Below are 21,836 nucleotides of genomic sequence, written 5' to 3'. Positions count from 1 at the left end.
CGGGAGGCGAATTCTACAGCGTTAGTCGCTGCTGTCAACACCTCTTTTTCTCCGCTTTCGACCGAGAAGATCGAACCGTTGATAAGGCGACAACACACTGCCTGATCAACTCCTTCTGGGCTTCGATAACCTGAAGCAACTCGCTGCCGAAAACTGCGTAACTCTTTGTTTACCAAGGAGTTTTCCGTTTCGACTGCGCCGGAAGTGGGGCGAATTATAGACTTCCAGAATCTGCCGTCAAGCGTTAATTCCGCTCTTCTATCAATAACCTTTCAAAGGCCGCAAAACAGTCCGTTTCCTTCGGCAAGAGCGCACACCAGCGCCCTCTATATAGAAGGAATCATCAGTGCTCGACAACAAGCCTTGCAATGCCGTCCAGATCCTTGCCGCCAAAACAAAAAAAGCCCCGCCAGGATTGAATCCCTGAGCGGAGCTTTTTCATGCCTGAAGCAACTGCCCTACCCCGCCAGCACAAGGCTGTTGAGGAAAAACGCGAATTGCCTTCGTTGAATTATATGGTGTCCCAGGGCAGGTTCGAACTGCCAACCTTCCCCTTAGGAGGGGGATGCTCTATCCAATTGAGCTACTGAGACACACGTCGCCCCGCAAGCGCGGTGCTGGACGGCGAGCATGTTAACGGTAGGGCCTGCTTTTGTCATGTCGTCCGTAGGCTTTTTAAGTGTAGGCAGATACTTCAAGGCCGCGCGACGTCGCTGACCGTGCAAATTGCATCACCTCAAAAAGCCACCATTGCAAAATGCAAGATCCCTTGCTTGACCAGAGACTCTATCTATTTGATTTTAAATACTTTAATCGCAAATGAAGGCTTGGCATGCCGGCTGCTTCAGTTTCCTCATAGAACAACGGAGGTCAGCCCTCATGAACAGCGCCCTTTTACTCTCGAACGCGATCGCCCTGGCAGTCCTGCTGGGGTTTCATTTTGCTCCAGAGAACGGCACTGAACCGGTTGCCCAACGAACACCCCACTACCTCCAGCTGCAAAAAGCGCCGCAGTTGGCAGTCATGAACGATCAGCGCGGCTTTGCAGGCCAGGATGTGAGCCAGGAGAAGATCCTGCTGCCAGCACCCACTTCAGAACGCCTGGTTTTTTGAAGCCCCCCCGTCAGGAGCACAGCATGTCCAAATCAGCAGCCGGATTTTTCGTCCTGACGTTACTGTGCGGCATTTTTCATCTGTCATTGGTCGAGGACAGGCTCCTCACCTTACCGCTCATTGCCTGCGGTGTATTTGGCACACTGTTTATGGCGGCATTGGTCGCAGGGCGCAGGATCAAGTTCGATCCCGTTTTACGCTGACAACCCGCAGACTCATGGCAGTCAGCCACGGCATTGCGCAGCGCTTCTCGTCATTCGACGCCGCCGAGGCTCGTGCGCTAAGAATGTGAGCCAGCCCTCTCGCCGGACAAAGGGGAGCTCTCAAAGCAAATCAGGCTGCCATCCATCCTGTAATCGCGTATCAGTACGCATGCACCCTAGTAAATCGGCCATTTGCCACTATCCTGTATTACTAAGGAACATTGAAAGAATCCGCATAAAATGCACCTTCCGGCGTCTTCGGACATCACCAGTCGGGCAACCGGACGCGGCCAGCGATACGGACAGGTCAAACTTTCCAACCAGTCCGCATTTCTGATAACAGGTGCTGGCAGAACGCCTTTATCCAGTTCAATATTTGTCACAGAATTGACGCCAACGAACTGGCTACCTTGAGGCATGATGCTGGCCTGTATCAATTCAGGTTGAACATTTGGCCAGTGCGCTTGTCCTATCAGACATCCTGCGGCCAATCCCGAGAACCGCTCCCCTGAACTAACCGGTTAAATATATGCGCCCACAGAAACAGGCAATTTATTCCAGCCGTACGGCTGACAAGTTCGTCGTACGTCTGCCAGACGGGATGCGTGAACGCATTGCCGAGGTGGCTCGCAATCATCATCGCAGCATGAACTCCGAAATCATCGCGCGCCTTGAGCAGAGCCTGATTCAGGAAGGCGCTCTAGGCGAAGAACTGAGCATGCGCCTGGACAGCCCGGAGCTGTCACTGCACGAACGCGAACTGTTGCAACGCTTCCGCCAGCTTTCCCACCGCCAGCAGAACGCCCTGGTTTCGCTGATTGCCCACGACGCCGAGATGGCCGCAGACGCGTCCTGATTCATACGAAAGCCCCAAGCCAGCGTAATCGCTGGCTTTTTTTTGCCTGAAATTCGGGCGTAAAAAAACCCGCCAATCAGCGGGTTATGGGGTTTTCCTGTAGGAGCCAGGCTTGCCGGCGAAGGCGGTCCCGAGGTCGCTTTCGCCGGCAAGCCTGGCTCCTACGGGGGACGCCAGTCGGATTGGCGGGTTTCAGGCAATGGAAATCAGAGCAGGAAAATCGTCGCCAACCCAAGGAAGATGAAGAAGCCGCCGCTGTCGGTCATGGCGGTGATCATCACACTGGCCCCCATCGCCGGATCACGACCAAGCCGTGCCAGGGTCATGGGAATCAATACCCCCATCAAGGCGGCGAGCAACAGGTTGAGCGTCATGGCAGCGGTCATTACCACGCCAAGTGACCAGCTGCCATAAAGCAGATAGGCGACGACACCGATCACCCCTCCCCACACCAGGCCATTGATCAGGCCTACCGCCAACTCCTTGCGCATCAGACGCGACGTGTTGCCCGTACTCACCTGGTCCAGCGCCATGGCGCGAACGATCATGGTGATGGTCTGGTTGCCGGAGTTGCCGCCGATACCTGCCACGATCGGCATCAATGCCGCGAGCGCCACCAGCTTCTCGATGGAACCTTCGAACAGGCCGATCACCCGGGAGGCGACGAAGGCGGTAACCAGGTTCACAGCCAACCAGGCCCAACGGTTGCGCAGGGACTTCCAGACCGAGGCGAAGATATCTTCTTCTTCGCGCAGACCTGCCATGTTGAGCATTTCGCTTTCGCTCTCTTCACGGATCAGGTCGACCATTTCATCGATGGTCAGACGGCCGATCAACTTGCCGTTCTTGTCGACGACGGGCGCCGAGATCAAGTCGTAACGCTCAAACGCCTGGGCGGCATCGTAGGCATCTTCATCCGGGTGAAAACTCACCGGATCGCTGGCCATGACTTCAGCCACCTGTTTGTCCGGGTCATTGACCAGCAGACGCTTGATCGGCAACACGCCCTTGAGCACGCCGCCATAATCGACCACGAACAGCTTGTCGGTATGGCCCGGCAGCTCCTTGAGGCGACGCAGGTAGCGCAAGACCACCTCGAGACTGACGTCCTCACGGATTGTCACCATCTCGAAGTCCATCAGCGCACCGACCTGCTCCTCGTCATAGGACAGGGCCGACCGCACGCGCTCACGCTGCTGGTTATCCAGGGTTTCCATAAGCTCATGGACGACGTCTCGCGGCAGCTCGGAAGCCAGGTCAGCAAGTTCGTCGGCATCCATGTCCTTGGCGGCAGCCAGGAGCTCGTGATCGTCCATGTCGGCGATCAGGGTTTCACGGACCGAATCGGAGACTTCGAGCAGGATGTCGCCGTCGCGATCGGCCTTGACCAGTTGCCAAAGCGTCAGGCGATCGTCCAGCGGCAAGGCTTCGAGGATGTAGGCAACGTCGGCGGAGTGCAGGTCATCGAGCTTGCGTTGCAGCTCGACGAGATTCTGCCGGTGAACCAGGTTCTCGACCCGCTCGTGATGCGGGCCTTCCTGGCGATGAGTCAGGTCTTCGACCACCCGCTGGCGCTGCAGCAGCTCAACGACTTGAGCGAGGCGGTCCTGCAAGCTTTCTTGTGTTTTCTTTACTTCTACTTCAGACATAGGCGAACTCCACTCCCAGCAGCGGAGCGCGCCGGAAGGATCAATCAGTCAATTCATGATTGGAAAAACGGTTTTCTGAGTAACTACTGGGTAAGTCCATGGAGGTATTCCACAAGCCCCGGCGGGGCTGACGGGCGCAATGATACACCGCCCGACGGTTTTAAACGTTAAAAAATCGCGGGTGGAAACAAGCGGTTGCGAGATAAACCTGAGCCCTGTCCTGATCCATGAAAATGCGACGACTTATCCCGGAAAGAAAACACACCACCGCCCAATAATGCAGTGATCCCCTTTGGGAGGTTCCTCACGGAAGAACCTCGACCAACGCATCGTCCCCGTATGAGACAACAGGGCATCAAAAGCGTCCCCGGCAAACCGGAGAAGATCGGAAATGAATTCGAGCACGCGCAGCGGTCACAACCCCAGGCGAGGTCGTGGTGCATAGGCCAGAATTGAGGAGAAAGGTTGCAACAGGAAAAAGCCAAATCCCAGACAGCAAAAAGCCCGCGTTAGACGCAGGCTTTTTGGTGTTTGGTGCACTCGACAGGATTCGAACCTGTGACCGCTCGGTTCGTAGCCGAGTACTCTATCCAGCTGAGCTACGAGTGCATTTGTGTTTTTATACCAGATCACAACTGGTTGGAGCCAAGTCATTCGCATTGCTGCAAACAACTCTTAAATGGTGCACTCGACAGGATTCGAACCTGTGACCGCTCGGTTCGTAGCCGAGTACTCTATCCAGCTGAGCTACGAGTGCATTTGTTGCCGCGCATTATAGGCCGTCTAATCTCTATGTCAAACACTTTTTTAGTAATTTCAACAACTTACCGAAAAAGCCAGATTACAACGTACTACGCAAATAATGGCGGAGAACGGGGGATTCGAACCCCCGACACCCTTTTGAGGTGTACTCCCTTAGCAGGGGAGCGCCTTCGGCCACTCGGCCAGCTCTCCGCAACACGGGGCGTATATTAACCAGCTTCTTCCCCGTTTGCAAACATAAAAAACGATAAAAATTAATGGCTTGGTTCTTCGTCCTTCTCTTTCTTTATACGCAGGTAAATTTCCTCACGGTGGACCGCAACCTCTTTCGGGGCGTTGACACCGATACGCACTTGATTTCCTTTGACGCCGAGCACGGTCACGGTGATTTCTCCATCACCGATAATCAGGCTTTCTGCGCACCGACGAGTCAGAATCAGCATACCTTTCTCCTCACGCAATTCATTTCAGGGACAACTGTCTGCAAAAAAAAGGCACCCGACCTACAACCGGAGCGATCGTAGCCCTACATGCCTGAGTATTGACCAGCGCGAGCAAAAGAACAGCTTCGAGTCGCGCCATTCGAAAAAACAAAGGGCGCGGTCAGACCGCGCCCCTTGGCAAACGCATCACTCGCCCTGGCGGGCCGGTGCGTCCAGTTCGAAAGCCGTGTGCAGCGCGCGCACAGCCAGTTCCAGGTACTTCTCTTCGATCACCACGGAGACTTTGATTTCCGAGGTCGAGATCATCTGGATGTTGATGGTTTCCTTGGCCAGTGCTTCGAACATGCGGCTGGCGACGCCCGCGTGGGAGCGCATGCCAACACCGACGATCGACACCTTGGCGATCTTGGTGTCGCCGATGACCTCACGGGCACCCAGTTCGCCAGCGGTTTTTTCCAGCACGGTCTGCGCCGCCTGGTAGTCGTTGCGGTGCACGGTGAAGGTGAAGTCGGTGGTGTTATCGTGCGCAACGTTCTGCACGATCATGTCGACTTCGATGTTCGCGGCGCTGATAGGGCCGAGAATCTTGAAGGCAACGCCCGGGATGTCTGGCACGCCACGGATGGTCAGCTTGGCTTCATCGCGGTTGAAAGCGATACCGGAAATGATCGGCTGTTCCATGGTTTCCTCTTCATCAATAGTAATGAGGGTGCCCGGACCCTCCTTGAAGCTGTGCAATACGCGCAGCGGGACGTTGTACTTGCCGGCGAACTCCACCGCACGGATCTGCAGCACCTTGGAACCGAGGCTGGCCATTTCCAGCATCTCTTCGAAGGTGATCTTGTCCAGGCGCTGAGCCACAGACACGACCCGCGGGTCAGTGGTGTAGACGCCATCGACGTCGGTGTAGATCTGGCACTCATCAGCCTTCAAGGCTGCCGCGAGGGCCACGCCGGTGGTGTCGGAACCGCCACGACCGAGGGTGGTGATGTTGCCGTGTTCGTCGACGCCCTGGAAACCGGCGACCACCACTACACGACCCGCCTTCAGGTCACCGCGAATCTTCTGGTCGTCAATCTGCAAGATACGCGCTTTATTGTGCGCGCTGTCCGTCAGGATCCGCACCTGGTTGCCGGTGTAGGACACCGCTGGCACGCCACGCTTGATCAGCGCCATGGCCAGCAATGCAATCGTCACCTGCTCACCGGTGGAGACGATCACATCCAGCTCACGGGGAACCGGTTGGCCGTCGCCACTGATTTTCCTGGCCAGATCGATCAGACGGTTGGTTTCGCCGCTCATTGCTGACAGCACAACCACCAGGTCATCGCCGGCATCGCGGAATTTCTTAACCTTGTCGGCGACCTGTTCGATTCTCTCGACAGTACCGACCGAGGTGCCTCCAAATTTCTGTACGATCAAAGCCATTTCAAAGCCGCCTCTGCCCATGAAGGGCGCCCAAATAATCACTCAAACAGCCTGCCGGCCCGCCACTAGACCGCGGGCCGGACACACTGCCTTATAACCCCTGCTCTACAAAGGGAACAGTCAGGGCCAATGCCGCATCCAGGGCGCCAGCGTCAGTACCGCCGCCTTGCGCCATGTCTGGACGACCACCGCCCTTCCCGCCCACTGCCGCAGCGGCCTGCTTCATCAAATCACCGGCTTTGAGTTGGCCAGTCAGGTCTTTGGTCACGCCTGCAACCAGCACGACCTTTTCCTCATGGACACTGCCGAGCAGGATCACTGCGCGGCCGAGTTTGTTTTTCAGTTGATCGACCAGCGCCAGCAGCGCCTTGCCGTCCTGACCGTCCAGACGCACGGCCAGCACTTTCACGCCCTTGACGTCCAGCGCAGAAGCCGACAGATCGTCGCCCGCCGCGCTGGCAGCCTTGGCCTGCAACTGCTCGAGTTGCTTCTCCAGCAGGCGGTTGCGCTCCAGCACAGCCGACAGCTTGTCGATCAGGTTGTCGCGGCTGCCCTTGACCAGGTTGGCCGCTTCCTTGAGTTGTTCTTCAGCCGCGTTCAGGTAGGCCAGTGCCGCAGCACCGGTAACCGCTTCAATACGACGCACACCCGAAGCCACACCACCTTCGCTGATGATTTTCAGCAGGCCGATGTCGCCGGTACGGTTGGCGTGGATACCGCCGCACAGTTCGACGGAGAAGTCGCCCATGCTCAGCACGCGCACGTTGTCGCCGTATTTTTCGCCGAACAGCGCCATGGCGCCTTTCTGCTTGGCGGTTTCGATATCAGTTTCTTCGGTTTCAACTTCGGAGTTCTTGCGAATCTCCGCGTTGACGATCTCTTCCAGCGCTTTCAGCTGTTCAGGCTTGATGGCTTCGAAGTGGCTGAAGTCGAAGCGCAGGCGCTGACTGTCGACCAGCGAGCCTTTCTGCTGGACGTGATCGCCCAGCACCTGACGCAGTGCGGCGTGCAGCAAGTGAGTCGCGGAGTGGTTCAGCGAGGTGGCGTGACGCACGTCGGCATCCACCTGCGCCTGAACTGGCGTGCCAACGATCAGGCTGCCCGAGTCCAGCACACCGTGGTGCAGGAACGCACCGCCGGTCTTGGTGGTGTCGCGCACGTCGAAACGCGCAGAGCCAGCCTGGAGGAAGCCGCAATCACCAATCTGACCACCGGATTCGGCATAGAACGGCGTCTGATCGAGAACGATCACGCCCTCTTGGCCTTCGCTCAGTACGTCGACCGACTGCCCGTCTTTATAGATAGCAACGATCTTGGCCGAACCGCTGTGGGCGGTGTAACCGGTGAACTCGGTATCGACATCAACCTTGACCAGGCTGTTGTAGTCCATGCCGAAGGAACTGGCGGAACGGGCACGGACGCGCTGGGCTTCCATTTCGCGTTCGAAGCCTGCTTCGTCGATGGTCAGGCTGCGCTCGCGCGCGATGTCGCCGGTCAGGTCCATCGGGAAGCCATAGGTGTCGTAGAGCTTGAACACTACGTCGCCCGGCACCACGTCGCCTTTGAGGTCGGCCAGGTCCTGCTCGAGGATTTTCAGGCCCTGCTCCAGGGTCTTGGCGAACTGCTCTTCTTCGGCCTTGAGGACACGCTCGATGTGCGCCTGCTGGGATTTCAGCTCAGGGAAGGCTTCGCCCATCTCGGCGACCAGGGCCGCAACGATCTGATAGAAGAAGCTGCCCTTGGCGCCCAGCTTGTTGCCGTGACGGCAGGCGCGACGGATGATCCGGCGCAGCACGTAGCCGCGACCTTCGTTGGACGGCAGCACGCCGTCGGCAATCAGGAAACCGCACGAACGGATGTGGTCTGCCACCACTTTCAGGGAAGCCTGGTCGTCGTTGGTGCAACCGATGGCCTTGGCCGAAGCGCTGAGCAGGCTCTGAAACAGGTCGATTTCATAGTTCGAGTGAACGTGCTGCAGCACGGCACTGATCCGCTCCAGGCCCATGCCGGTGTCGACCGACGGGGCCGGCAGCGGGTGCAACACGCCATCGGCAGTGCGGTTGAACTGCATGAACACGTTGTTCCAGATCTCGATGTAACGGTCACCGTCTTCTTCCCGCGAGCCTGGCGGGCCACCCCAGATGTCGGCGCCGTGATCGTAGAAAATCTCGGTGCAAGGACCGCACGGGCCGGTATCGCCCATGGTCCAGAAGTTGTCGGAAGCGTACGGCGCGCCTTTGTTGTCGCCGATGCGAACCATGCGCTCGGCTGGAACGCCGATTTCCTTGGTCCAGATGTCGTAGGCCTCGTCATCGCTGGCGTAGACGGTGACCCAGAGCTTTTCTTTCGGCAGGTTCAGCCACTTGTCGGACGTCAGGAAATTCCAGGCATAGCTGATTGCATCGCGCTTGAAGTAATCACCGAAGCTGAAGTTACCCAGCATTTCGAAGAAGGTGTGGTGACGGGCGGTATAACCGACGTTTTCCAGGTCGTTGTGCTTGCCGCCGGCGCGCACGCATTTCTGACTCGAGACGGCGCGGGTGTACGCGCGCTTTTCCTGGCCCAGGAAGCAGTCCTTGAACTGGTTCATCCCCGCGTTAGTGAACAGCAGGGTTGGGTCGTTGCCCGGAATCAAAGAGCTGGAGGCTACACGGGTGTGGCCTTGCTCTTCGAAGAAGCGAAGGAAGGCTTCACGGATTTCTGCGCTTTTCATTAGGTTCTTCCACGGAGGCTGCGGCCAAAGGCCTGTGCGAAACGTCAACAGACGAAGCGACGGCAAAGGGCCGCATTATATCGGCCCTGCGCGCGGGGTACAGCGTGTTTATACGATAGAAAGGGTCAATTGGACGGCTAACGCTGTCAGTTGCGCGAAAACTCGACGAATGCCGCGACGACCTGCCCGATCTGGACGCGACTGACGTCCATGTGCGTGACCATTCTCAAGCGGCCTGCCGCACTGAGCTTGATCCCGCGTTCGGCGACGAAGGTCTTGATCGCCTCGGCCTTGTCGCCCATCTGCACGTACACCATGTTGGTCTGCACCGGTTCGACGTCATAACCGGCCTTTCGCAGGCCGTCAGCCAGAATCTGGGCATTGGCGTGATCGTCGGCCAGACGCTGAACGTTGTGATCCAGCGCATACAGCCCCGCCGCCGCCAGGAGCCCGGCCTGACGCATGCCGCCACCCACCATCTTGCGCAGGCGCCGCGCCTTGGCGATCAACTCCGCCGTGCCACAGAGCACTGAACCGACCGGCGCGCCCAGGCCTTTGGACAAACAGACCGACACGGAATCGAAATGCCGGGTAATTTCCCGGGCGTCGACGCCCAGCTTGACCGCCGCGTTGTACAGCCGCGCGCCGTCCAGGTGCAAGGCCAGGCCCTGTTCTTGGGTAAAGGTTCGAGCCCGGGCCAGATACGCCAGCGGCAACACCTTGCCTTGCATGGTGTTTTCCAGCGCCAGCAAACGGGTGCGGGCGAAATGGAAGTCGTCCGGCTTGATCGCGGCGGCAACCTGGGACAGATCCAGCGAACCGTCGGCCTGCACTTCCAGTGGCTGCGGCTGGATCGACCCCAGCACAGCCGCACCGCCACCTTCGTATTTATAAGTGTGGGCTTGCTGGCCGACAATGTATTCGTCACCGCGCTCGCAATGCGCCATCAGGCCCAGCAGGTTGCTCATGGTGCCCGTCGGCACGAACAGCGCGGCAGCGAAACCCAGCCGTTTTGCCACTTCGGCTTCCAGACGATTGACCGTCGGATCTTCGCCATAAACGTCGTCACCGGTGGCCGCGGTGGCCATTGCGTGGAGCATCCCGGCGGTCGGTTGGGTGACAGTGTCGCTGCGAAGATCAATAACGCTCATGAATCTGGCCTCGGTAATAAACAGGGGAAATCCCTTTCAGTCAGGAATTACTGCGGTCATACGGATTAATAATCAAGCCTTGGACAGGAAAAGGCTGCCTGAACCAACAAATAAGTCGATCGCAATCATCAAATAGCAGCGATGCACAGCTGAGAAATATGTGTTAAAAACGCTGCGCCACCAAAATAATCTGGTGGCACAACGTTCTCAGGGCGGGGTGCAACTCCCCACCGGCGGTAATTGCACGCAACGTGCATAGCCCGCGAGCGCTTGGTGACAGTCACGGCTTCGGCGGTGATTGGCAACAAGGTCAGCAGACCCGGTGTGATCCCGGGGCCGACGGTCATAGTCCGGATGAAGAGAGAACGGGATTGGCGCCAAAGGGCCGCCCGCCAGCATTCGTGCGAGCGTACGTACCCTTAAATCCCATTCGATTCATAAGCCCTGTTTTTTACACAAACAGGAATCAGAACATGCAACCCACCGCAATCGATAGCAAAAGCAAAAACCATCACGGCGAACGCGTTGCGTTCATCCAGGCCTGCTGGCACAAGGATATCGTCGATCAGAGCCGTAAAGGCTTCGTCGCCGAAATGATTGCGCAGGGTTATCAGGAATCGGAGATTGATTTCTTCGAAGTCGGCGGTGCGTTTGAACTGCCGCTGCACGCCAAGTTACTCGCCAAGACCGGACGTTATGCCGGCATCGTTGCCGCAGCCCTGGTGGTGGATGGCGGGATCTACCGTCACGAGTTCGTCGCCCAGTCGGTGGTCAGCGGCCTGATGCAGGTTCAGCTGGAAACCGAAGTGCCCGTGTTCTCGGTGTCTTTGACCCCGCACCACTTCCATGCCGGTGAAGAACTGCATCACAAGTTCTTCTTCGAGCATTTCGTGCATAAAGGGCAGGAAGCGGCGAAAACGTGTGCGGATACGTTGCACAAGATGCGGGTGTTGCGTCGTAGTGAACACCGCGCGGTAGCCGTCTAGTCTGATGATCGTTCCCACGCTCTGCGTGGGGATGCCGCAGGTGACGCTCTGCGTCACATCCAAGAGCGGACGCAGAGCGCCCATTGATGCATTCCCACGCAGAGCGTGGGAACGATCTTTACACCTGTAGGAGCTGGCTTGCCAGCGAATGCGGCGGCATGGTCAACATAGATGTGACTGATACACCGCCTTCGCCGGCAAGCCGGCTCCTACAGGGGTTCTGTGTCAGGCCAGGTTTTCGTCGGTGGTCGGCACGATCAGGATGCCGGCACGCAGGCCGTTCTTCACCTTGGGGTTCGGGAAGATGATCCGGGCGCCTTCTTCCTCGATGATCCAGCGCGTCTGGGCGATGTCTTCGGCCAGCAGATAACCCACTTCCAGCTCCGAAAAATTCTCGATGTCCACTGGCAGGTTCAGGCGGAAGCTATCGCTGTGCTTGATGATTTCCCGCGCCACGCTGAACAGCTGCAAGCCATCCAGCGCCGCTTCGCTCGCCGGCGGTTCGTTGCCTTCGATGATCTGCTTGAGGCGGGTTTCCAGCAGGTCGACATTGACGCCGTCGTTCTGCCCGAACGGCCGCGCCTTGCCCAATTCAAGGGTGAAGGCCTCGGCACCTAGCTTGTCGTAGGTGTAGGAACTGAACACGATGGACGGCTTGTTCTGCAGCAGCACCGCTTCCATGCCGGCGGCGCGCAGGCGAGCCAGTTCCTGGCGAGAATGCTGGCGCCCTTCTTTCCAGGGATACAACGCGAACTGCTCGATTTTCGAACCACGAATTGCCGTGTGCAGGTCGTAGTGCAGGCGATTGCGATCCGGCAGGCTGAAGAAACTGGCCGCCAGCCGCTCCAGTTCACAGGCGCGCAGGGCTTCGGAGCCGCTGCTTTGCTCATGCCGGCCGTTGAACAGCCGATTGACGTCCTGCTCGACGAAACGCTCGCCCTTGCGAATCGCTTCGGGATTGCCAAACAGGAACAGAATACGTGCGCGCGGTTTAACGTCACCGCGGGCGATGTCATGCAACAGGCGGTCGAGCAACTCGATCGGCGCTGTCTCGTTGCCATGGATGCCGGCTGACAGCAGCAGGTCCAGGCCATTGTCGCGCGCTTCGGGTGGCCGGACTTCCAGCGCCCCCTCGCTCAACCAGCGCATCCGCACGCCTTCGACAGTCAGTTGAGTCTTCTCCGCCGGTTCGCGGCCGGCGAGGGTCAGTTCAAGCAGTTTGCCGAGGGCGAGCATAAGCGGCTTCCTTAGTGGTCGTGTGCGCAATCCGGGCCGTGCACGTGGTCTTCGTCACCGACTTCGGCCGGTTCCATTTCCAGTTGCAGACTTACCAGATTAGTTGCCAATGGGCGCAGCAGCAGGTTGGCGTATTCAGCGTCACCTTCTTCGACGTCCACCCCGATCAGCAGCTGGCCGCGGCCATCGTGCTGGATCCACAGCTCTTTGCCTTGCCACATGACCGCGACGCGGGTGCAGGACGTTTCCAGTTGCGTGCCGTCGGTGTCTTCAAGGATCAGCTGCAGGGTATCGCTCATGTTTTTTTACGCTCTCTAGAGATGAGTCGGCGCATGCAGCGCCGACTTTCAATTGATCTGGAATGGATAAACCGCGCCCAGTTTAAGGATTTGTGTCAGTTCATCCAGTGCCGTCCGGCACTCAAGCAGCAATTGCGGGTCCGCGAGATCGTTTTCGGTCATGCGGTCGCGGTAGTGCTTGTCGACCCATTCGGTCAACGAGCCGTACAAGGGTGCCGTCATGATAACGCCTTGGTTGACGGCCGCCAGTTCGGTTTCGTTGAGGGCGACGCGCAACCGCAGGCAAGCCGGGCCACCGCCGTTCTGCATGCTCTGCTTGAGATCGAAAACCTTGACTTCGCGGATCAGGCCGCCGGAGCCGGTCAACCCTTGCAGGTACTGCCAGACACGCTCGTTGCCACGGCATTCTTCCGGCACGATCAAGAGCATGGAGCCATCAAAACGCGTCAGCAGTTGGCTATTGAACAAGTAGGAGCGAACCGCGTCTTCCACGGTGACCGCGGAACGCGGTACGCAGATCGACTGAAATTTCCCGCCGACCCTGGCGAGTTTGCCCTGCAGTTCAGCCAGCATCTGCTCGGTGTCGAGGAACGCGTCCTCGTGATAGAAGAGCACCTCGCCGTTACCCACAGCGATCACGTCGTTGTGGAACACGCCCTGATCGATGACCGAAGGGTTTTGTTGGGCGTACACCACGCCTTCATCGCTCAAGCCGTGCAGGCGGGCAACCGCCTGGGAAGCTTCGAGGGTCTGGCGGGCCGGGTACTTCTGCGGCGCCGGGTAACGGGTATCGAACGCACTGCGACCGAACACGAAGAATTCGACACCGGCTTCGCCGTATTCACGGCAGAAACGGGTGTGGTTGGCGGCGCCTTCATCACCGAACTGGGCCACGGCCGGCAACGCGGGGTGGTGCGCGAAATGCTGCGAGTCAGCGAACATCGCCCCCAGTACGCGGCTGGTGGTCGGATGCTCGATGCTGCGGTGATATTTGCAGTTGAGGTTGGCGGCTGTGAAATGCACGCGACCGTCGGCCGTGTCGGCACTCGGGCTGACCGTGGCGGCGTTGGCCACCCACATGCTCGATGCCGAGCAGCTGGCAACCAGTAACGGCATGGCGTCCCTGGCGGCCTGCTCGATCACTTGCGCGTCGGTGCCGCTGAAACCCAGGCGGCGCAGGCCGGCCACGTCAGGGCGTTCCTGGGGTGCCAGGACGCCTTGCTGAAAGCCCATTTCCATCAGCGCTTTCATTTTCGCCAGGCCTTGCAGCGCCGCTTCCTTGGGGTTCGAGGACTGCTGGCTGTTGCTCTGGGAGGCGACGTTGCCGTAGGACAGGCCGCCGTAGTTATGGGTCGGCCCCACTAGACCGTCAAAATTGACTTCATAGGATTTCATCAGCGAGGCTCCACGGGAATCTGTTGTTTTAGGCATCGGGTAACTGTTCTTTGAGACCGCGTCGCGGCCTTCGCGGGCAAGCCTCGCTCCTACAGGTTTGTGGTGTGCGCCGCTCACGTGAACGACACAAAACCTGTAGGAGCGAGCGGGCGGCGATCCGACTTGCCCGCGAATGGGCGTTACGCCATCTTCACGCCAGGCGTAAGGGCCGCAGGCAAAGTCAGGCTCGGGGTTTCCAGCGAGGCCACCGGGTACGCGCAGTAATCCGCGGCGTAGTAGGCGCTGGCGCGGTGGTTGCCCGAGGCGCCGACGCCGCCGAATGGCGCGCTGCTCGCGGCACCGGTCAGCTGTTTGTTCCAGTTGACGATACCCGCGCGGCTTTCCAGCCAGAACTGCTGGTAACGCGCTTCGGAATCCGACAGCAGACCCGCCGCCAGGCCATAGTCGGTATCGTTGGCTTCAGCGATCGCTGCTTCAAAGTCAGCGTAGCGGATCACTTGCAGCAAGGGGCCGAACAGCTCTTCGTCAGGACGATCGGCCACTGCGGTGACGTCCACAATACCCGGGGTCAGCAAAGCGGCCTGGGCCTGCGGCTGAGTCATTTCCAGCAGCGCCACGGCGCCGTTGGCCAGCAGATGTGCTTGCGCTTCCATCAGGGCTTTCGCCGCGCCAAGGGAAATCACCGAGCCCATGAACGGCGCCGGTTGCTGATCGAACGCACCGACTTCAATCGTCCGGCTGACCGCCACCAGACGCGCCAGCAACGTGTCGCCCCAGGCGCCTTGCGGCACCAGCAAGCGACGGGCACAGGTGCAACGCTGGCCGGCAGAAATGAACGCCGACTGGATGATGGTGTAAACGGCGGCATCCAGATCCGCCACCTCGTCGACCACCAGCGGATTGTTACCGCCCATCTCCAGCGCGAGGATCTTGTCCGGGCGGCCGGCAAACTGCTGGTGCAGGTGATTGCCGGTGCGGCTGGAACCGGTGAAAAACAGGCCGTCGATACCCGGGTTCGCCGCCAGGGCGATCCCGGTTTCGCGTGCGCCCTGCAGCAGGTTCAACACGCCCGCCGGCAGGCCCGCTTCGATCCAGCACTTGACCGTCAGCTCGGCGACGTTGGGCGTCAGCTCGCTCGGCTTGAACAGCACACTGTTACCGGCCAGCAGCGCCGGCACGATGTGACCGTTGGGCAAGTGCCCGGGGAAGTTGTAAGGCCCGAACACCGCCACCACGCCGTGCGGCTTGTGGCGCAGTACGGCGGTGGCGTCGCCCAGCGGGCCGCTCTTCTCGCCGGTACGTTCGCGGTAGCTCTGCACCGAGATCGCAATCTTGTTGATCATGCTGGTGACTTCGGTCGCCGATTCCCACAGCGGTTTGCCGGTTTCCTCACCGATGGTGCGCGCCAGTTCATCGGCGTGATTTTTCAACGCGGCGGCAAACGCCTCCAGCACCGTGATGCGTTCTTCCAGGGTGCGCCGGGCCCAGCCCGGGAACGCCTGACGCGCGGCTTGCACGGCCGATTCGACCTGAGCGGTGGTGGCGCCCTCGCCTTCCCACAGTATCTGTTGGGTCACCGGGTTCAGCGACTGGAAGGCTTCACCCTGACCGGCCAGCCATTCACCTGCGATGTATAGCGAATTCATTATTTCGACTCCCGGGCAGCGGACAACGGAACGGCGCGTACTTGATCGCCGGCGTTGAGTTGAAGACGTTTGGCAGTCAGTGGATCGACCACCAAGGTACCGGCGGCGAAGCGTGCGGGCGCCGCCGTGATCCGGCAGTCCTCGCGCTTGCGGTTATGAATCAGGAACGGCGTGGCGTCGTCACCCGGGGTGCCGATGGCCAAGATCAGCGCCTGGCTGTCGCGGACCGCACGGATCTTGACGGTTTCGCACTCCACCGCAGGGCCGGCGTCGAAGATATCGACGTAGCCTTGATAGCTGAAGCCTTCGCTCTTGAGCATCGACAGCGCCGGCTCGGTGTCCGGGTGAACCTGGCCGATCACGCTGCGCGCGTCTGGCGACAGGAAGCAGGTGTACAGCGGGAATTTCGGCATCAGTTCGGCGATGAACGCCTTGTTGCCGACACCGGTCAGGTAATCGGCCTGGCTGAACTCCATTTTGAAGAAGTGGCGGCCCAGGCTTTCCCAGAACGGCGAACGCCCGGCGGCGTCGGACATGCCGCGCATCTCGGCGATGATCTTGTTGCCGAACAGCTGCGCGAACTCGGCGATGAACAGCAGCCGCGCCTTGGCCAGCATGCGACCGTTGAGGCCAGTGCGGTAATCGGCGTGCAGGAACAGCGAACACAGCTCGGAGTTGCCTGTCAGGTCGTTGGCCAGGAACAGCGTCGGGATTTCGCGATAGATATTCAGTTCCTGGGAAGCACTGACGGTCAGGCCGACCCGGAAGTTGTACCAGGGCTCACGCAGGCCAACGGCGCCGGCGATGGCAGAAATGCCCACCACGCGACCGTCGTCGTCTTCGAGCACGAACAGGTAGTCCGCATCGCCCCGCCCGGCTTCGCCGCGAAAGGTCTTCTCGGCCCAGCCGACCCGATGGGCCAGACGCTCTTCGTTGGCCGGCAAGGTGGTCAGGCCGGTGCCGGTGCTGCGGGCCAGGTCGATCAGAGCGGGTAAATCGCTGCTGCGTACGGGACGAACGATCATGCTATCTCCTCAAACGGGCCGCTTGCGCCACCCGCGAAACTTCGCTGCTTTTCCAAGCATTGTTTTCCAGCCGTGGCAGCAGTTGTCAGACCGCCACCAGGCGCACGCTGGCACCTTCACCGACGCCCAGGGCTTCGGCTGCTTCCAGATCCAGGGTCACGGGTTTGCCCGGCGCATAATCGAGCTCGAGCAACACCGCGCGGTAATCCTGCAACTGGGCGTTGGCCACCAGGTACTGACGACCGGCGCCTTTGACCGGCTCGCCGATTTTCACCGGGACCACACGGCTCTGGGCGATCGAGCGGATCCCCGAGACACGGGCATGCAAGGTCGGGCCGCCGTCGAAGATGTCGATGTAGTGATCGGTCTCGAAGCCTTCGCGCATCAGGATGTCGAACGTGATCTGCGCCCGCGGGTGCACCTGGCCCATCGCTTCTTGCGCGGAGTCTGGCAGCAGCGGCACATAAATCGGATAGTGCGGCATCAGTTCGGCCAGGAAGGTTCGGCTCTTCAGCCCGCACAAACGCTCGGCTTCGGCGTAATTGAGGTCGAAGAAGTTGCGACCGATAGCGTCCCAGAACGGCGAGTCGCCATGTTCGTCGCTGTAGCCGACGATCTCGGTCACCACGGAATCGGCAAAGCGCTCCGGATGACTGGCCACGAACAGCAAGCGCCCACGGGAGTTGAGCTCCGACCAGGCCGAGCCCACCAGTTCCGGCAGCACGTAGAAACTGGTCAGCAAGCTGTTGCCGGTGAGGTCGTGGCACTGGGAGAGCACGTGGATCTTGTTATGAATCTTCAGCTCGCGGGAGGCGTGCACGAAGGTTTCATTACGGAAGCTGTAGAACGGCTCCGAATAGCCCGCCGAGGCAACGATGGCCGAGCAACCCACCAGCTTGCCGGTGGCGGTGTCTTCGAGGACGAAGAAATAGCTCTCTTCGCCGTTGAAGCTGACTTCGGCGGCGAACGAGGCTTCGCTCGCGGCGATCTTGTCGCTCAGGCGTTCAACGTCATCCGGCAAGGAAGTGACACCAATCGGGCTGTCCGCAGCCAGACGCTGTACCTCGCCCAGATCAGCCATTTGCGCGGGGCGCATCACCAGCATGGTGTCACTCCTTAATCAAGAAACAGGTCGACCCGATTGGCCGACGGGGGAAAAAATACCGGGATTGCCCTGAAGCGCCGCCCCTGTGTAGGAGCTGGCTTGCCAGCGAAGAGGCCCGAGAGCCTTGCGGCGATCTATCGGCCGCCTTCGCCAGCAAGCCGGCTCCTACACAGGGGTGGTGCATCAGGGCTGGCCCGGCATGAAAATTGGGTTCGACGCCTGAATGATCAGGCGTCGAAGGGTCTATCAGGCTTGCGTCAGCTTCGCCGCAGCACGCTCGAAACGGTCCAGACCTTCGTCGATGTCCGCATCTTCCACCACCAGGCTCGGCGCGAAACGCACCACGTCCGGGCCGGCTTGCAGAATCATCAGGCCTTCTTGTTCAGCGGCGTTGAAGATGTCCTTGGCCTTGCCTTTCCAGGCATCGTTCAGCACGCAACCGATCAACAGGCCCAGGCCGCGAACCTGGGTGAACAGGCCGTACTTTTCGCCGATCTGCTCCAGGCGTGCCTTGAACTTGTCGTGCTTGGCGTTGACGCCGGCCAGCACTTCAGGGGTGTTGACCACGTCGATCACCGCTTCGGCCACCGCACAGGCCAGGGGGTTGCCGCCGTAGGTGGTGCCGTGGGTGCCGACGACCAGGTGTTTGGCCAGGTCTTCGGTGGTCAGCATCGCCGCGATCGGGAAACCGCCGCCCAGGCTCTTGGCGCTGGTCAGGATGTCCGGGATGACACCGTAATGCTGGTAGGCGAACAGCTTGCCGCTGCGGCCCATGCCGGTCTGCACTTCATCGAAAATCAGCAATGCGTTGTGCGCGGTGCACAGGTCACGGGCGCCTTGCAGGTACTCGAGTTCGGCCGGAATCACGCCGCTCTCGCCCTGGATCGGTTCCAGCACCACGGCGCAGGTCTTGTCGGAAATGGCCGCTTTCAGCGCGGCCAGATCGTTGTACGGCACGTGGGTGATACCGGTGATCTTCGGCCCGAAGCCGTCGGAGTACTTCGACTGGCCACCGACGTTCACGGTGAACAGGGTGCGACCGTGGAAGCTGTTGAGCGCGGCGATGATTTCGTACTTCTCGCTGCCGAACCGATCGAAACCGACGCGACGGGCCAGCTTGAAGGCGGCCTCGTTGGCTTCGGCGCCGGAGTTGCAGAAGAAGGCGCGCTCGGCAAAGGTCGCGTTGATCAGCTTATGGGCCAGGCGCAGGGCCGGCTCATTGGTGAACACGTTCGACACATGCCACAGCTTGTTCGCCTGCTCGGTCAATGCACCGACCAGTGCCGGGTGCGCATGGCCCAGCACGTTAACGGCGATCCCGCCGGCGAAGTCGATCAGCTCGCGGCCGGACTGGTCCCAGACGCGGGAACCGGCGCCACGCACGGGAATGAATGCGGCAGGCGCGTAGTTGGGAACCATTACCTGGTCGAAATCGGCGCGTTGTACCGCAGCGTGCTCAACGGACATCGGAGTCTCCTGAAGAGGAACGCTCGCCTGAAACTGGCGAGCGATGAGGGGGATTGTAAGGACAGTTTTCAGCCCGGCCTTGTCGCCAAGCGACAACTTCTTATAGCGCAAACCCCGGTTTCAGCCGGGTTTACGGCAATGCGACAAATAGCGTCGCAAAAGCGCAGTTTAAACTGTCGCGTGCGCTTGTAGGCAGTTCTGCGGGAAACCGATGCGCCCCTGTAGGAGCTGGCTTGCCAGCGAAGGCGGTCCAGAGCCATGCACTGCCCTTGAGGACGCCTTCGCCGGCAAGCCGGCTCCTACAGGGGATGGCGCAGGATGAACGGGTGCTGGAGTTAGCCGCGCTCCGACGGCACCGAAGACAACTCGAACGGACTGCTGCTACGCCGCTGGTTGCGATCTTCCCGCGGCGTGGCTCCGAAGAAGTTGCGGTAGGCGCTGGAGAAATGCGGCCCCGAGGAAAAGCCGCATGACAGGCCGATCTGGATGATCGACTTGCTGGTTTGCATCAACATCTGCCGGGCCTTGTTCAGGCGCAGTTCCAGGTAGTACTGGCTCGGCACCCGGTTGAGGTATTGCTTGAAGATGCGCTCCAGCTGCCGACGGGACACGCACACATGCTGGGCGATTTCGTCGGTGGTCAGCGGCTCTTCGATGTTGGCTTCCATCAGCAACACCGCCTGGGTGAGCTTCGGATGGCTGGAGCCCAAGCGGTTTTGCAGCGGAATGCGTTGGCGCTCGCCGCCTTCGCGGATGCGCTCCACCACCAGTTCTTCCGAGACGGCGCCCGCCAGTTCGGCACCGTGATCACGGGCCAGCACCGCCAGCAACAGATCCAGCACCGACAAGCCGCCGCACGCGGTCAGACGATCGCGATCCCAGTCGAACAGATGGCTGGTGGCAATGACTTTCGGGAAGCGCTCGGCGAAATCGTCCTGCCAGCGCCAGTGCACGGCGGCGCGATAACCGTCGAGCAAACCGAGTTGCGCCAACGGGTAAACGCCGGCCGACAGGCCGCCGATCACGCAACCGGCACGCACCAGTTGTTTCAGCGCACTGCTGAGCGCCGGCGCCAGTGCGGTCGGTGGCTCGTCGGCGAGCAGGAACAGTTTCTGGAAGTGTTCGAGCTTGCCGGCCCAGGGCTCACCCGGCAATCGCCAGGCACCTTCGCCCTGCGGTTCGGCCTGCAAAAACGACAGCTCGTAGACCACGTCCGGATGCACACGCTGGGCAACACGCAAGGCCTCCTCAGCCAGCGCAAGCGTCAATGCTTTAGTGCTGGGCCAAATCAGGAAACCAATTCGATGGGCAGTCATGGCGGGCAATCCGAAAACGAAAACAGTGATGAAGGCACGGGGTCAATGCTAGCCCGTAAATGAACGCACATCTCAAAACAACCCCGCCCCCCCCCTGTAGGAGCCCGGCTTGCCGGCGAAGGCGTCCTTGGGATCGCCTTCGCCGGCAAGCCGGGCTCCTACAGAGATCGCCATCGCCGGCAAGCCGGCTCCTACAGGAGATCGGGGGCAGCCTTTAGATCAAGAAGCATGCACTATCGCGGTGCACAACGGCAGCCCTGATTACTTCAGGCTGCCCGAGAGGAATTGTTGCAAGCGTTCGGACTGTGGATTGACCAGCACCTCACGCGGGTTGCCGCTTTCTTCGACGACGCCTTTGTGCAGGAACACCAGCTGGTTCGACACTTCACGGGCGAAGCCCATTTCGTGGGTCACCACCACCATGGTCCGGCCTTCCTGGGCCAGGGCCTGCATGACTTTCAACACGTCGCCCACCAGTTCCGGGTCGAGGGCCGAGGTCGGTTCGTCGAACAGCATCACCTCGGGCTCCATCGCCAGCGCCCGGGCAATCGCCACGCGCTGCTGTTCGCCGCCGGACATGTGGCCCGGGTAGGCGTCCTTGCGATGCGCCACGCCGACCTTGTTCAGGTAGAGTTCGGCCTTCTCGCGGGCTTCGGCCTTGGACATGCCGAGCACGTGCACCGGCGCTTCCATGATGTTTTCCAGCGCAGTCATGTGCGACCACAGATTGAAATGCTGGAACACCATCGACAGGCGCGAACGCATGCGTTGCAGCTGTTTCGGGTCGGCCGCCTTCAGCGCGCCGTCCTTGTTCGCCACCAGTTTCAGCTCTTCGTTGTTGAGCAGAATCTTGCCGGCGTGGGGCTGCTCTAGCAGGTTGATGCAGCGCAGGAAGGTACTTTTGCCGGAGCCACTGGAGCCGATGATGCTGATCACATCGCCAGCCGCCGCCTTCAGGGACACGCCCTTGAGCACTTCGTGACTGCCATAGCGTTTATGCAGGTCTTGGACTTCAAGTTTGTACATGCGGTCGGTTCTCACAA

At 60.0% G+C, this 21,836-nt stretch carries 18 protein-coding genes, 4 tRNA genes and 1 riboswitch; of the genes, 4 read left to right on the top strand and 18 right to left on the bottom strand.

Going from position 1 to position 21,836, the window contains the following annotated elements:
* Nucleotides 1-516: 516 nt before the first annotated feature.
* Nucleotides 517-593: transfer RNA gene (locus F8N96_RS09805), tRNA-Arg, on the bottom strand.
* Nucleotides 594-879: 286 nt separating this feature from the next.
* Between F8N96_RS09805 and F8N96_RS09795 the strand changes: the two genes are divergently transcribed.
* The 3 genes from F8N96_RS09795 (at nucleotide 880) to F8N96_RS09780 (ending at nucleotide 2,172) form a co-directional block, all read left to right on the top strand.
* The gene (locus tag F8N96_RS09795) at nucleotides 880-1,113 is read left to right on the top strand and encodes a hypothetical protein (RefSeq protein WP_064676259.1); all 234 of its coding nucleotides are present in this window, start codon (nucleotides 880-882) and stop codon (nucleotides 1,111-1,113) included.
* Nucleotides 1,114-1,136: 23 nt separating this feature from the next.
* Nucleotides 1,137-1,316, top strand: coding sequence for a PA3371 family protein (locus F8N96_RS09790; protein ID WP_150797607.1), 180 nt, complete (start codon nucleotides 1,137-1,139; stop codon nucleotides 1,314-1,316).
* 529 nt (nucleotides 1,317-1,845) lie between these two features.
* On the top strand, nucleotides 1,846-2,172 hold the full coding sequence (locus F8N96_RS09780) for an Arc family DNA-binding protein (RefSeq protein WP_150797605.1): 327 nt from the start codon (nucleotides 1,846-1,848) through the stop codon (nucleotides 2,170-2,172).
* A gap of 206 nt (nucleotides 2,173-2,378) precedes the next feature.
* On the opposite strand, the gene mgtE is transcribed toward F8N96_RS09780, so the two are convergent.
* The 8 genes from mgtE to ltaE form a co-directional block, all read right to left on the bottom strand.
* Complete coding sequence (gene mgtE, locus F8N96_RS09775; RefSeq protein WP_150797604.1) at nucleotides 2,379-3,821, bottom strand: magnesium transporter; 1,443 nt, start codon at nucleotides 3,819-3,821, stop codon at nucleotides 2,379-2,381.
* Nucleotides 3,822-4,353: 532 nt separating this feature from the next.
* A tRNA-Arg gene (locus F8N96_RS09770) sits at nucleotides 4,354-4,430 on the bottom strand.
* A gap of 71 nt (nucleotides 4,431-4,501) precedes the next feature.
* Nucleotides 4,502-4,578, bottom strand: a tRNA-Arg gene (locus tag F8N96_RS09765).
* A 106-nt stretch (nucleotides 4,579-4,684) separates the two neighbouring features.
* Nucleotides 4,685-4,775: transfer RNA gene (locus F8N96_RS09760), tRNA-Ser, on the bottom strand.
* Between the two features lie 62 nt (nucleotides 4,776-4,837).
* A complete protein-coding gene (csrA, locus tag F8N96_RS09755) occupies nucleotides 4,838-5,026 on the bottom strand; it encodes a carbon storage regulator CsrA (protein ID WP_002554426.1) in 189 nt (62 codons plus the stop codon).
* Between the two features lie 186 nt (nucleotides 5,027-5,212).
* Nucleotides 5,213-6,454 (bottom strand): aspartate kinase, encoded by a 1,242-nt coding sequence (locus tag F8N96_RS09750; protein ID WP_150797603.1) that lies wholly within the window; start codon nucleotides 6,452-6,454, stop codon nucleotides 5,213-5,215.
* 91 nt (nucleotides 6,455-6,545) lie between these two features.
* Nucleotides 6,546-9,167: an alanine--tRNA ligase gene (gene alaS, locus F8N96_RS09745; RefSeq protein WP_150797602.1), complete on the bottom strand. Its 2,622-nt coding sequence runs from the start codon at nucleotides 9,165-9,167 to the stop codon at nucleotides 6,546-6,548.
* A 146-nt stretch (nucleotides 9,168-9,313) separates the two neighbouring features.
* Nucleotides 9,314-10,318, bottom strand: a complete 1,005-nt coding sequence (ltaE, locus tag F8N96_RS09740) for a low-specificity L-threonine aldolase (RefSeq protein WP_150797601.1) — start codon at nucleotides 10,316-10,318, stop codon at nucleotides 9,314-9,316.
* A gap of 199 nt (nucleotides 10,319-10,517) precedes the next feature.
* A riboswitch (FMN riboswitch) is annotated at nucleotides 10,518-10,689 on the top strand.
* A 102-nt stretch (nucleotides 10,690-10,791) separates the two neighbouring features.
* On the opposite strand from ltaE, the gene F8N96_RS09735 reads away from it, so the two are divergent.
* Nucleotides 10,792-11,304, top strand: coding sequence for a 6,7-dimethyl-8-ribityllumazine synthase (locus F8N96_RS09735; RefSeq protein WP_150797600.1), 513 nt, complete (start codon nucleotides 10,792-10,794; stop codon nucleotides 11,302-11,304).
* Between the two features lie 225 nt (nucleotides 11,305-11,529).
* Here F8N96_RS09735 and astE read toward each other — a convergent pair whose 3' ends face one another.
* The 9 genes from astE to F8N96_RS09685 form a co-directional block, all read right to left on the bottom strand.
* Nucleotides 11,530-12,540, bottom strand: coding sequence for a succinylglutamate desuccinylase (astE, locus tag F8N96_RS09730; protein WP_150797599.1), 1,011 nt, complete (start codon nucleotides 12,538-12,540; stop codon nucleotides 11,530-11,532).
* An 11-nt stretch (nucleotides 12,541-12,551) separates the two neighbouring features.
* Nucleotides 12,552-12,839, bottom strand: coding sequence for a hypothetical protein (locus F8N96_RS09725; protein ID WP_046031534.1), 288 nt, complete (start codon nucleotides 12,837-12,839; stop codon nucleotides 12,552-12,554).
* Between the two features lie 48 nt (nucleotides 12,840-12,887).
* Entirely contained in the window at nucleotides 12,888-14,234 is a 1,347-nt protein-coding gene (astB, locus tag F8N96_RS09720; RefSeq protein WP_150797598.1) for an N-succinylarginine dihydrolase, read from the bottom strand.
* Nucleotides 14,235-14,413: 179 nt separating this feature from the next.
* Nucleotides 14,414-15,883: a succinylglutamate-semialdehyde dehydrogenase gene (astD, locus tag F8N96_RS09715; protein WP_191630805.1), complete on the bottom strand. Its 1,470-nt coding sequence runs from the start codon at nucleotides 15,881-15,883 to the stop codon at nucleotides 14,414-14,416.
* Complete coding sequence (gene astA / locus F8N96_RS09710) at nucleotides 15,880-16,905, bottom strand: arginine N-succinyltransferase (RefSeq protein ID WP_150797596.1); 1,026 nt, start codon at nucleotides 16,903-16,905, stop codon at nucleotides 15,880-15,882. The genes astD and astA overlap by 4 nt, the downstream gene beginning before the upstream one ends.
* An 85-nt stretch (nucleotides 16,906-16,990) precedes the next feature.
* Entirely contained in the window at nucleotides 16,991-18,010 is a 1,020-nt protein-coding gene (gene aruF / locus F8N96_RS09705; protein WP_064676247.1) for an arginine/ornithine succinyltransferase subunit alpha, read from the bottom strand.
* A 246-nt stretch (nucleotides 18,011-18,256) separates the two neighbouring features.
* Entirely contained in the window at nucleotides 18,257-19,477 is a 1,221-nt protein-coding gene (locus tag F8N96_RS09700; protein WP_150797595.1) for an aspartate aminotransferase family protein, read from the bottom strand.
* Nucleotides 19,478-19,812: 335 nt separating this feature from the next.
* Nucleotides 19,813-20,793, bottom strand: a complete 981-nt coding sequence (gene argR / locus F8N96_RS09690; protein WP_150797594.1) for a transcriptional regulator ArgR — start codon at nucleotides 20,791-20,793, stop codon at nucleotides 19,813-19,815.
* Between the two features lie 261 nt (nucleotides 20,794-21,054).
* On the bottom strand, nucleotides 21,055-21,819 hold the full coding sequence (locus tag F8N96_RS09685; protein ID WP_150797593.1) for an ABC transporter ATP-binding protein: 765 nt from the start codon (nucleotides 21,817-21,819) through the stop codon (nucleotides 21,055-21,057).
* Nucleotides 21,820-21,836: the final 17 nt, after the last annotated feature.

This window comes from Pseudomonas fluorescens (assembly GCF_902497855.1).
Lineage (GTDB): Bacteria > Pseudomonadota > Gammaproteobacteria > Pseudomonadales > Pseudomonadaceae > Aquipseudomonas > Aquipseudomonas fluorescens_BI.
Note: the sequence above shows the minus strand (reverse complement) of the source record. Positions and strands in the feature narration are given on the sequence as shown.

What these genes read in the sequence shown, in the direction of transcription:
- F8N96_RS09795 (WP_064676259.1), top strand. Translation starts at nt 880, where the DNA reads ATGAACAGCGCCCTTTTACTCTCGAACGCGATCGCCCTGGCAGTCCTG.
- F8N96_RS09790 (WP_150797607.1), top strand. Translation starts at nt 1,137, where the DNA reads ATGTCCAAATCAGCAGCCGGATTTTTCGTCCTGACGTTACTGTGCGGC.
- F8N96_RS09780 (WP_150797605.1), top strand. Translation starts at nt 1,846, where the DNA reads ATGCGCCCACAGAAACAGGCAATTTATTCCAGCCGTACGGCTGACAAG.
- mgtE (WP_150797604.1), bottom strand. Translation starts at nt 3,821, where the DNA reads ATGTCTGAAGTAGAAGTAAAGAAAACACAAGAAAGCTTGCAGGACCGC.
- csrA (WP_002554426.1), bottom strand. Translation starts at nt 5,026, where the DNA reads ATGCTGATTCTGACTCGTCGGTGCGCAGAAAGCCTGATTATCGGTGAT.
- F8N96_RS09750 (WP_150797603.1), bottom strand. Translation starts at nt 6,454, where the DNA reads ATGGCTTTGATCGTACAGAAATTTGGAGGCACCTCGGTCGGTACTGTC.
- alaS (WP_150797602.1), bottom strand. Translation starts at nt 9,167, where the DNA reads ATGAAAAGCGCAGAAATCCGTGAAGCCTTCCTTCGCTTCTTCGAAGAG.
- ltaE (WP_150797601.1), bottom strand. Translation starts at nt 10,318, where the DNA reads ATGAGCGTTATTGATCTTCGCAGCGACACTGTCACCCAACCGACCGCC.
- F8N96_RS09735 (WP_150797600.1), top strand. Translation starts at nt 10,792, where the DNA reads ATGCAACCCACCGCAATCGATAGCAAAAGCAAAAACCATCACGGCGAA.
- astE (WP_150797599.1), bottom strand. Translation starts at nt 12,540, where the DNA reads ATGCTCGCCCTCGGCAAACTGCTTGAACTGACCCTCGCCGGCCGCGAA.
- F8N96_RS09725 (WP_046031534.1), bottom strand. Translation starts at nt 12,839, where the DNA reads ATGAGCGATACCCTGCAGCTGATCCTTGAAGACACCGACGGCACGCAA.
- astB (WP_150797598.1), bottom strand. Translation starts at nt 14,234, where the DNA reads ATGAAATCCTATGAAGTCAATTTTGACGGTCTAGTGGGGCCGACCCAT.
- astA (WP_150797596.1), bottom strand. Translation starts at nt 16,905, where the DNA reads ATGATCGTTCGTCCCGTACGCAGCAGCGATTTACCCGCTCTGATCGAC.
- aruF (WP_064676247.1), bottom strand. Translation starts at nt 18,010, where the DNA reads ATGCTGGTGATGCGCCCCGCGCAAATGGCTGATCTGGGCGAGGTACAG.
- F8N96_RS09700 (WP_150797595.1), bottom strand. Translation starts at nt 19,477, where the DNA reads ATGTCCGTTGAGCACGCTGCGGTACAACGCGCCGATTTCGACCAGGTA.
- argR (WP_150797594.1), bottom strand. Translation starts at nt 20,793, where the DNA reads ATGACTGCCCATCGAATTGGTTTCCTGATTTGGCCCAGCACTAAAGCA.
- F8N96_RS09685 (WP_150797593.1), bottom strand. Translation starts at nt 21,819, where the DNA reads ATGTACAAACTTGAAGTCCAAGACCTGCATAAACGCTATGGCAGTCAC.